Origin of the sequence: Comamonas sp. A7-5, assembly GCF_039581385.1 — a bacterium.
Lineage (GTDB): Bacteria > Pseudomonadota > Gammaproteobacteria > Burkholderiales > Burkholderiaceae_C > Comamonas > Comamonas thiooxydans.
On record NZ_JBCPWO010000022.1, the window covers coordinates 23,946 to 34,272 of the forward strand.

At 63.5% G+C, this 10,327-nt stretch carries 8 protein-coding genes; all 8 read right to left on the minus strand.

The genetic code is table 11. The features are described 5' to 3' along the window. Positions 1 to 223 precede the first annotated feature (223 nt). The gene (gene ftsZ, locus AAIL67_RS23125) at positions 224 to 1,417 is read right to left on the minus strand and encodes a cell division protein FtsZ (protein ID WP_003068965.1); all 1,194 of its coding nucleotides are present in this window, start codon (positions 1,415 to 1,417) and stop codon (positions 224 to 226) included. Positions 1,418 to 1,563: 146 nt separating this feature from the next. Then, complete coding sequence (ftsA, locus tag AAIL67_RS23130) at positions 1,564 to 2,793, minus strand: cell division protein FtsA (protein WP_003051293.1); 1,230 nt, start codon at positions 2,791 to 2,793, stop codon at positions 1,564 to 1,566. A 72-nt stretch (positions 2,794 to 2,865) separates the two neighbouring features. Next, the gene (locus tag AAIL67_RS23135; protein WP_034354328.1) at positions 2,866 to 3,675 is read right to left on the minus strand and encodes a cell division protein FtsQ/DivIB; all 810 of its coding nucleotides are present in this window, start codon (positions 3,673 to 3,675) and stop codon (positions 2,866 to 2,868) included. After that, a complete protein-coding gene (locus AAIL67_RS23140) occupies positions 3,672 to 4,643 on the minus strand; it encodes a D-alanine--D-alanine ligase (protein ID WP_063663889.1) in 972 nt (323 codons plus the stop codon). Before AAIL67_RS23140 ends, AAIL67_RS23135 begins: the two co-directional genes overlap by 4 nt. Continuing rightward, positions 4,640 to 6,073, minus strand: coding sequence for a UDP-N-acetylmuramate--L-alanine ligase (gene murC / locus AAIL67_RS23145; RefSeq protein ID WP_003081129.1), 1,434 nt, complete (start codon positions 6,071 to 6,073; stop codon positions 4,640 to 4,642). Before murC ends, AAIL67_RS23140 begins: the two co-directional genes overlap by 4 nt. Next, positions 6,070 to 7,155: an undecaprenyldiphospho-muramoylpentapeptide beta-N-acetylglucosaminyltransferase gene (gene murG / locus AAIL67_RS23150; RefSeq protein ID WP_034354334.1), complete on the minus strand. Its 1,086-nt coding sequence runs from the start codon at positions 7,153 to 7,155 to the stop codon at positions 6,070 to 6,072. Before murG ends, murC begins: the two co-directional genes overlap by 4 nt. After that, the gene (gene ftsW, locus AAIL67_RS23155) at positions 7,152 to 8,423 is read right to left on the minus strand and encodes a putative lipid II flippase FtsW (protein WP_012839829.1); all 1,272 of its coding nucleotides are present in this window, start codon (positions 8,421 to 8,423) and stop codon (positions 7,152 to 7,154) included. Before ftsW ends, murG begins: the two co-directional genes overlap by 4 nt. Further along, a complete protein-coding gene (murD, locus tag AAIL67_RS23160) occupies positions 8,420 to 10,324 on the minus strand; it encodes a UDP-N-acetylmuramoyl-L-alanine--D-glutamate ligase (protein WP_343485212.1) in 1,905 nt (634 codons plus the stop codon). The genes ftsW and murD overlap by 4 nt, the downstream gene beginning before the upstream one ends. Positions 10,325 to 10,327: the final 3 nt, after the last annotated feature.

Sequence of the window (10,327 nt, forward strand, 5' to 3'; positions counted from 1 at the left end):
CCGACCCAGGGTTGTCTTAATCGCTGCGATACAGCGAACTGATGGGCCATCAGTCCTTAACGATCCAAAGGCCTTTGCGGCTGACTCTCAAGCGCTGGCGCACTCGGAGGCAGAGACACCGAGGAAGGGCCTTGGCGGCCCCGCCGCCCCGCACCGAGGGTGTCGTCCCCCTCCGGCGCAAAGCGCCAGAGAGGGGGAAGCGGCAAAGCCGCTCAGGGGGGGCTTAATCAGCCTGCTTGCGCAGAAACGCCGGGATCTCCACATCGTCCATGCCGCCAGACGCCAGCGCGCTCACGCGCTCCGAAGCCTGGGTGCGGTTGGTGCGCCAGACGCTGGGCACATTGGTGTTGGCCGTGCCGTAGTCCATGCCGCCCAGGGGAGGCAGACCCACTGCCACGTTGTCGGTACCGGTACGCAGACCGCCCTGCACCACCTGGATGTTCTGGCGACGCACATTGGGACGCGACAGGCCGGTGGCCACCACGGTCACGCGGATTTCGTCGCCCAGCGAGTCATCGTAGGCAGCGCCGTAGATCACATGCGCATCGGGAGACGCATAGGCATTGATGGTGGACATGGCCAGACGCGACTCGGACAGCTTGAGGCTACCCTTGGCTGCAGTCACCAGCACCAGCACGCCCTTGGCGCCGGACAGATCGATGCCTTCCAGCAGCGGGCAGGCCACGGCCTGCTCGGCAGCGATACGGGCACGATCGGGACCGGCGGCCTTGGCCGTGCCCATCATGGCCTTGCCGGGCTCGCCCATCACGGTGCGCACGTCTTCGAAGTCGACGTTCACATGGCCGTACTCGTTGATGATTTCGGCAATGCCGCCCACAGCGTTCTTCAGAACGTCGTTGGCATGGGCAAAAGCCTCGTCCTGGGAGATATCGTCGCCCAGCACATCGAGCAGCTTTTCGTTGAGCACAACGATCAGCGAGTCCACATTCGCCTCCAGCTCGGCCAGGCCGGCGTCAGCGTTCTGCATGCGGCGACCGCCTTCCCACTCGAAAGGCTTGGTCACCACACCCACCGTCAGAATGCCCATTTCCTTGGCCACTCGTGCGATCACAGGCGATGCACCGGTACCCGTACCACCACCCATGCCTGCCGTAATGAAGAGCATGTGCGCGCCTTCGATGGCAGCGCGAATATCTTCCACAGCAGCTTCCGCAGCATCGCGGCCCTTGTCGGGCTTGCTGCCGGCACCCAGGCCGCTGCCACCCAGATGGATGGTGCGGTGAGCGCGGCTGCGCAACAGAGCTTGAGCATCGGTATTGGCCGTAATGAATTCGACGCCCTGAACGCTGCGTTCAATCATGTGGTCGACGGCGTTGCCGCCGCCGCCGCCGACGCCGATCACCTTGATCTGCGTGCCTTGGTTGAATTCTTCGGTTTCAATCATGTCGATAGGCATGGTGGTGCTCCTGTTCTCTAGTGGTGGTTTGTCGCTGCTGTGGAAAAGAAATTTCGAACTCTTGAGGTCTTCGCGGTCTTCGTCGTCGATACCGCGAAAAATCCATCTGTGGTGGTCCGGTGATGAACATGCGATAAGTGCTCATATCAGAAGTTCCCCACGATGAAGTCTTTGAACCGGCCAAAAGCGGTCTTCATGGAACCGCTCTTCTGGGCCACCTTGTAGCCACGCAGACGTGCCAGACGTGCTTCATCGAGCAGGCCCATCACCGTGGCGGCACGGGGCTGGGCGACCATGTCGGCCAGCGCACCGGAATATTTGGGAAGCCCGCGGCGCACGGGCTTGAGAAAGATGTCTTCGCCCAGCTCGATCATCCCGGGCATGACGGCGCTGCCGCCCGTGAGCACGATGCCCGAGGACAGTACTTCTTCGTAGCCCGATTCGCGGATGACCTGCTGCACCAGCGAGAAGATCTCTTCCACGCGGGGCTCGATCACGCCGGCCAGGGCCTGCTTGCTGATCATGCGCGGGCTGCGGTCGCCCAGGCCCGGCACTTCGACCTGGGCATCGGGATCGGCCAGCAACTGCTTGGCATAGCCGCTCTCGACCTTGATGTCCTCGGCATCCTTGGTGGGGGTACGCAGGGCCATGGCGATGTCGCTGGTGATCAGGTCACCGGCAATCGGGATCACGGCCGTGTGGCGAATCGCACCGCCGGTGAAGATGGCCACATCGGTCGCTCCCGCGCCGATATCCACCACGGCCACGCCCAGCTCGCGCTCGTCGTCAGTCAGCACGGCCTGGGCCGACGCCAGCGGGTTGAGCAGCAACTGCTCGACTTCCAGTCCGCAGCGGCGCACGCATTTGATGATGTTCTCGGCCGCGCTCTGGGCGCCGGTCACGATATGGATCTTGGCTTCAAGGCGAATGCCGCTCATGCCGATGGGCTCGCGCACCTCGTGGCCGTCAATGACGAACTCCTGCGCCTCGACCAGCAGCAGGCGCTGGTCGGACGAGATATTGATGGCCTTGGCGGTTTCCATCACGCGAGCCATATCGGTGGACGAGACTTCCTTGTCCTTGATGGCCACCATGCCGCTGGAATTCAGACCGCGGATATGACTGCCCGTAATGCCGGTACACACTCGCTGGATCTTGCAATCCGCCATCAGCTCGGCCTCTTTGAGCGCCTGCTGGATGCTTTGCACGGTCGCATCGATATTCACGACCACGCCGCGCTTCAAGCCGTTGCTGGGGGCTACGCCCAGGCCCGCCAGCTTGAGCTCGCCATTGGACATGACCTCGGCCACCACCGCCATGACCTTGGCCGTGCCGATATCCAGCCCAACAATCACATCCTTGTATTCTCTTGCCATATCAGCTTCCGCCCCCGGTAGGTTCTGTCTTGTCTTTGTGTGCGCCTTGCATGTCTGCTCCCCTGCTCCTGCTCATCGTCTGGCCCTGGCAGCAGCTGCCGGCGCGGAGGTTCCAGTGGTCACGCCCTTGAGTCGCAAGGCATAGCCGTCTTCGTAACGCAGGTCTGCAGACTCCAGTGCCGCAGCCGAGCGCTTGTATTGAGAGGTGATCTGAGGCAGCGTGCGCACAAAGCGCTGCACGCGCTGCAATATGTCTTCGGTCGTGCCACCGCCCAGTTCCAGCAGCGCATCGTTATCCAGCACCAGCGTCCAACTGCCACGCGCATCCAGAGTCAGGCTGTCCAGCGCCACATCGAGCGGCTTCAAGGCCGGCTCCAGCGCTCGATACATCTGCAGAACACGCGGTGCCGAGCCCTCGGGGCCTTGCAGACGCGGCAGACCTTCGCGGTCCAGTTCGCCCAGATTGGCTTCAAACACTTCGCCGGCCTTGTTGACCAGACCGGTACCGGTCTCAGCCCCCCAGAAGGCTTCGGCCACATGCTCCTTGAGCGCAACGCGCAAGCCGTTCGGATATTCGCGGCGCACCTGCGCCTCCTGCACCCAGGGCACTTGCTCGAATGCATGCTGGGCCGCCTTCAGGTCCACCGTGAAGAAGTTGCCTTTGAGCACTGGCGCCACATTGGCGCGCAGCGTCACGGCGTTGTTATGCACCAGCTCGCCTTCCACCACGATGCGACCGATATTGAAGGCCGGAGTTCGCATCAACCACCACCCCACGGCCATCACGCACGCCGTCAAGCAGCCCATGAACATCACCGTGGCAGTGATGTTCATGAGCTTGACGTCGAACGGGACGACGGCTGTGGGCTGGTTGCGGTTCATGGCTGCTCCGCTTCTCCATCCAGCGTGCTCATGGCCAGGATGCCAAGGCACAGGTTTTCGTAGCTCACGCCGGAAGCGCGCGCAGCCATGGGGACGAGAGAATGCCCCGTCATGCCTGGAGAGGTATTGATCTCCAGCAAGAAAGGCTTGCGGTCGCTGGCGCGAATCATGATGTCGGCACGCGCCCAGCCACGGCAGCCCAGCGTGCGGAAGGCTTTTTCCACGATGCGCTGGATCTCGGCCTCCTCGGCAGCCGGCAGGCCGCTAGGGCAGTGGTACTGCGTGGTATCTGTGAAGTACTTGTTCTGGTAGTCGTAATTGCCTTCGGGCGCAACGATTCGGATCACCGGCAGCGCACCGGCCTGGGCTCCCGTGCCCAGCACGGGGCAGGTGGTCTCGTCACCGGCAATGAACTGCTCGCACAGCACTTCTGCGTCGTACTGGGCCGCCAGCTCGTAGGCCTTGGCGCATTCGTCGGCATTCATCACCTTGGTCAGGCCGATGCTGGAGCCGTCGCGTGCGGGCTTGACGATCATGGGAGCGCCCAGGGCTTCCAGTGCGGCGCGGGTTTCACCGGCCGAAGCGACCATGCGCCAGTCCGGCGTGGGCAGGCCTTCAAAGCGCCAGATGCGCTTGGTCATGATCTTGTCCATGGCGATGCTGGAAGCCATCACGCCCGAACCCGTATAAGGAATGTCCAGCAACTCCAGTGCACCCTGCACCGTGCCGTCCTCACCGTAGCGGCCATGCAGCGCGATGAAGCAGCGGTCAAAGCCTTGCACCTTGAGCTGCTCCAGCCCCTGTTCGGCAGGGTCGAACTTGTGGGCATCGACACCCTTGGACTGCAGTGCGGCCAGCACACCAGCGCCGGACATCAGCGAGACCTCGCGCTCGGACGAGCGACCGCCCATGAGCACGGCGACCTTGCCCAGTGCCTTCACATCGATATTTGTACCAAACATGCTCATTGCGCGCTCCCTGCGGGCGCGGCCAGCTCTTGTTTCTGAAGCATTTCAACCAATTTCCCAGGCACGGCGCCAATCGATCCGGCCCCCATGCACAGCAATACATCGCCCGCTTGCGCATTGGCAGCGATGGCTGCCGGCATATCGGCAATGTTTTCCACAAATACAGGCTCGACCTTGCCGGCCACACGCAAGGCGCGAGCCAGGGATCGACCGTCGGCAGCCACGATGGGTGCCTCGCCCGCGGCATAGACCTCGGCCAGCAGCACCGAGTCGGCGCTGCCGATGACCTTCACAAAGTCCTCGAAACAGTCGCGTGTGCGGCTGTAGCGGTGTGGCTGGAAGGCCAGCACCAGGCGCTGCCCCGGGAAGGCACCGCGTGCCGCAGCCAGCGTGGCTGCCATTTCCACGGGGTGATGACCGTAGTCGTCGATGACGGTGAACGTGCCGCCATTGGCAGCCGGCAGTTCGCCATAGCGCTGGAAACGCCGTCCCACGCCCTTGAAGCCTTCCAAGGCGCGCAGCAGCGCCTCGTCGGAAATCTCGAGTTCCATGGCCACCGCCACGGCAGACAGGGCGTTGAGCACGTTGTGCTCGCCGGGCAGGCTCAGCACAACCTCCAGATCGGGGTAGCTCTGGCCGTTCTGGCGGCGCACGGTAAAGCGCATGCGACCGGCTTCGGCACGCACGTTCACGGCGCGCACCTGGGCATCTTCGGCAAAGCCGTAGGTCGTGACCGGACGCGCCAGCTTGGGCAGGATCTCGCGCACGGCAGGGCTGTCGACGCAAAGGATGGCGCGCCCGTAAAACGGCATGCGATGCAGGAAATCGACAAAGGCCTGCTTGAGGCGGCCGAAGTCATGGCCGTAGGTTTCCATGTGATCGGCGTCGATATTGGTAACGACGGCCATCACAGGCAGCAGGTTCAAAAAGGAGGCATCGGACTCGTCAGCCTCGACCACGATGTAGTCGCCCTGGCCCAGCTTGGCATTCGCGCCGGCGCTGTTGAGCTTGCCGCCGATCACGAAGGTGGGGTCCAGGCCGGCTTCGGCCAGCACACTGGTCACCAGGCTGGTGGTGGTGGTCTTGCCATGCGCTCCGGCAATGGCGATGCCCTGCTTGAAACGCATCAGCTCGGCGAGCATCAGCGCACGGGGAACCACAGGAATCTTTTTCTCGCGCGCAGCCAGAACCTCGGGGTTGTCGCCCTGCACGGCCGTGGATGTCACCACGGCATCGCTGCCAACAACGTTCTCGGCCGCGTGACCGACAAAGGTCTTGATGCCCAGGCCCGCCAGGCGGCGCAGCGTGGCGCTGTCGGCCAGATCCGAGCCTGAAATGGCGTAACCCAGGTTGTGCAGAACCTCTGCAATACCGCTCATGCCGGCGCCGCCAATACCGACAAAGTGAATGTGATGAATGGCGTGTTTCATGCTGCCAACTCCTCACAAGCGGCGACCACCTTCGCGGTGGCATCAGTCTTTTGCATTTTCTTCGCGAGTTCAGCGCGCTCCAACAGCGTCGCACGCTGCATATTTTGTAGCATTTCCGCCAACCCTTGGGCGCTCAAAGTACTTTGCGGCTGTAACCAACCGCCACCGGCATCCACCAGGAAGCGGGCATTGCTGGTCTGGTGGTCATCCACCGCAGCAGGGAAGGGCACATAGACCGCTGCCGCCCCTACAGCGGCTATCTCGGTCACGGTGCTGGCACCGGCACGGCAGACGACGAGATCGGCATCCGCAAAAGCCTTGGCCGTGTCATCGATGAAGGGAGTCAGCTCGGCCTGTACGCCTGCAGCCTGATAGTTGGCACGCAACGCATCGATCTGGGCCGTACCGCTCTGGTGCAGCACCACGGGGCGCTGATCGGCAGGCATCAGGGCCAGAGCCTGGGGCACGATCTCATTGAGCGCCCTGGCTCCCAGGCTGCCGCCCACCACCAGCAGCTTGAGCGGGCCGCTGCGGCCGGCAAAGCGCTGGGCGGGCTCGGCCTGCTCCAGGAAAGCCTGACGCAGCGGATTGCCCACCCATTCGCCCTTGGCAAATACCTTGGGGAAAGCCGTGAACACTCGCTTGGCCACCTTGGCCACGACCTTGTTGGCCATGCCTGCCACGGAGTTCTGTTCGTGCAGCACCACAGGCACGCCCGAAGCCGCAGCCATCAGGCCACCGGGCACGGTGAGGTATCCGCCCAGGCCGATGACCACATCGGGCTGCACGCGCTTCATCACGGCACGCGCCTGCGAGAAGGCCTTCGCCAGCCTGAACGGCAGTTGCACCAGGGTCTTGAGCCCCTTGCCGCGCACGCCGCCAAATTCGATCAGCTCCAGTGCAAAGCCCTGGGGCGGCACGATGCGCGACTCCATGGAGCCGGGCGCTCCCAGCCAGTGCACATTCCAGCCGCGCGCACGCAACTCCTGTGCCACGGCCAGACCGGGGAAGATATGACCGCCGGTACCACCGGCCATCACCAGTGCCGTGCGCGGCTTGCTTGGCTTGATGAGCAGGCTCATGCGTGGCCTCCCTTCATCAGCAGCTTGTTTTCGTAATCGACTCTGAGCACCACAGCTATCGCAATCAAATTCATCAAAATGGCCGAACCGCCAAAACTCATTAACGGCAGAGTCAGGCCTTTGGTTGGCAAGGCGCCCAGATTCACACCCATGTTGATAAAGGCCTGGAAGCCCATCCAGATCGCCACGCCTTCGGCCACCAGCCCGGCAAAGACACGGTCCAGCGCGATGGCCTGACGGCCGATCAGCATGATGCGGCGGGTCAACCAGAAGAAGACGGCAGCAATCAGCAGCAGGCCGACCAGACCAAATTCTTCGCCGATCACGGCCAGCAGGAAGTCGGTATGCGCTTCGGGCAGCCAGTGCAACTTTTCCACGCTGCGGCCCAGGCCCACGCCAAAGATCTCGCCCCGTCCGATGGCAATCAGCGCATGCGAGAGCTGGTAGCCCTTGCCCAGCGCATGCTTCTCATCCCAGGGATCAAGGTAGGCAAAAATACGTTCGCGGCGCCACTCCGAGGTGGCGATGATCATGCCGAAGGCCAGCACCACCAGCAGTGCGATGATGAAGAACATGCGCGCATTCACGCCGCCCAGGAACAGAATGCCCATGGAGATCACGACGATCACCATGAAAGCCCCCATGTCTGGCTCGGCCAGCAGCAGCACGCCCACCACGACCACGGCCAGACCCATGGGCAGCACGGCGCGGAAGAAGCGCTCCTTGACCTCCATCTTTCGCACCATGTAGTCGGCCGCGTAGATCAGGATGGAGAACTTGGCCAGCTCGGAAGGCTGGAAGTTCATGATGCCCAGCGACAGCCAGCGCCGCGCGCCGTTGACCACCGTGCCCACATGCGGGATCAGCACCGCCACCAGCAACACAATGGAGATCAGAAACAGCTTGCGCGCCACCTTCTCCCAGACATTCATGGGCACCTGGAAGGCCAGCAGCGCGGCCACAAAGGCCATGCCTATCGACATGGTGTGGCGCAGCAGAAAGTGATAGGGCTCGATCTTGCCGAAGCGCGGGTTGTCGGGCATCGCAATCGATGCCGAATACACCATGACCAGACTCCAGGACAGCAAGGCGATGACGACCCAGATCAATGCCTGATCCAGCCCCAGTACGCTTGCCGGAGTACGGGTGGGACGGTCGTACAGCGGCCCGCCTACGCGCACGGGCAGCACGTCGATGGGCCTTTCCTCTGCGCTGCGGAACCACGAGCGCATGCGGCCGGAGAGGCTGGTCAGGAAGGCGGCTGTCATGCGCCGTCCTCCAGTTGCTGGCCGGCTTCAAGCGCCAGCTCACGCACCACTTCCACAAACTGGTGGGCGCGGTCCGCATAGTCCTTGAACATGTCCATGCTCGCGCAGGCCGGCGAGAGCAGCACCGCATCATTGGCATGGGCCAGACGCGCGGCCTGCTGCACAGCGTCCTGCATGCTTGCGGCATCGACCAGGGTCACGCCTGTGTCGCCAAGCGCCTCGCGAATCAGCGGCGCATCCTGGCCGATCAGCACGGCCGCGCGCACATAGCGCGAGACGGGAGTGGCCAGCGGCGTAAAGTCCTGGCCCTTGCCCAGACCGCCCAGAATCACCACGATGCGGTGGTCCGGCCCCAGGCCCATAAGGGCTGCCACGGTGGCGCCCACATTCGTGCCCTTGCTGTCATCAAAGTATTCGACATCGCCCACCCGGCCCACGGGCTGCACACGGTGCGGCTCGCCCCGGTATTCGCGCAGGCCGTAGAGCAACGGTGCCAGCGTGCATCCTGCACCGGTCGCCAGCGCCAGGGCCGACAGCGCATTGATGGCGTTGTGGCGGCCGCGGATGCGCAGCGCATCGGCGGGCATCAGGCGCACGATGTGCAGATCGTCGGCGTTCTTGCCCTTGCTGGTTTCGTCGGCCTCATGGGCGCGCACCAGCCAGGTCATGCCGTTGACCACCTCCAGACCGAAGTCTCCGGGGCGGCGCGGCATGTCGCCGCCAAAGCTGACATGGGCACGCTGGAAAGTCTTGCCGCGCTTGCCGGGCACCGCCACGGGCGCCGGCAGCATGGCCATGACGACGGGGTCTTCGCGGTTGAGGACCATCAGAGCCTGCTCGCCAAAGACATGGGCCTTGGCATCGGCATAGGCCTGCATGCCACCATGCCAGTCCAGATGGTCCTGGGTGATATTGAGCACCGTGGCTGCCGTGGGCTCGAAGCCGCGGCAGTCGTCGAGCTGGAAGCTGGACAGCTCCAGCACCCAGGCCTGTGGCAGAGTCTCTGCATCGATGCGAGCGGACAGAGTGTCGAGCAGCGAAGGACCGATATTGCCGGCCACGCCCACGCTCAATCCGCCATGCTCCAGCAGCTGACCGGTCAGCGAGGTGACCGTGGTCTTGCCGTTGGTGCCGGTGATGCCCAGCACCTTGGGCGCATAGCCATGGGCTTCGCGCAGGCCCTTGAGCGCAAAGGCAAACAGATCCAGTTCGCCGCCCGTGGGCAGGCCGATGCTGCGTGCGGCATCGAAGACCGGGGCAACGCTGGCCGGGCTCAGGCCCGGCGAACGATAGACGGAACTCAGGCTCTGGCCATCGACCAGAGCAGCCGTGAATGCGCCGGCAACAAAGCGCACGCCGGGCAGTTCGGCCTGCAGCGCAGGCAGATAGGGCGGGGCTTCGCGCGTATCGGCCACCGTGACCTCGGCACCGGCACGCACGCACCAGCGTGCCATGGCGATGCCCGAGATGCCCAGACCCAGAATCAGCACGCGCTGGCCCTGCAGGTGCTGGGCCGCGCCTTGCGGCCAGTGCACGGGGACAGGTGGCAGCTCCACCACTGCTTCCAGCTCGGCTTCGGGCTGCGACTCGACCTCGGTCACTTCGGCATCGGCCGCATCGGAGATGCTGGGGTCGGCAAAGATCTGTGCCACGAAGGCGGCCGCGTCCCTGGCTGCCGTCAAGGTGGAGATATCGGGCACCGGCTCGGCATCCAGCGTCTTGGTGATGCTGACAGGCGCTTGCATTTCAGGAGCTTCTTGCGCTTGTTCCTGAATCATTTCAGACATATTTTCATCTGAAATGCTTTGCAGATCAGCGATAGGCGCTTGCGTTTGCATAGCATCCACAACCGCATCCGGCTGCAGAACCTGATCATCGAGCTTGAGGTCTTCGTCTTGCATGGC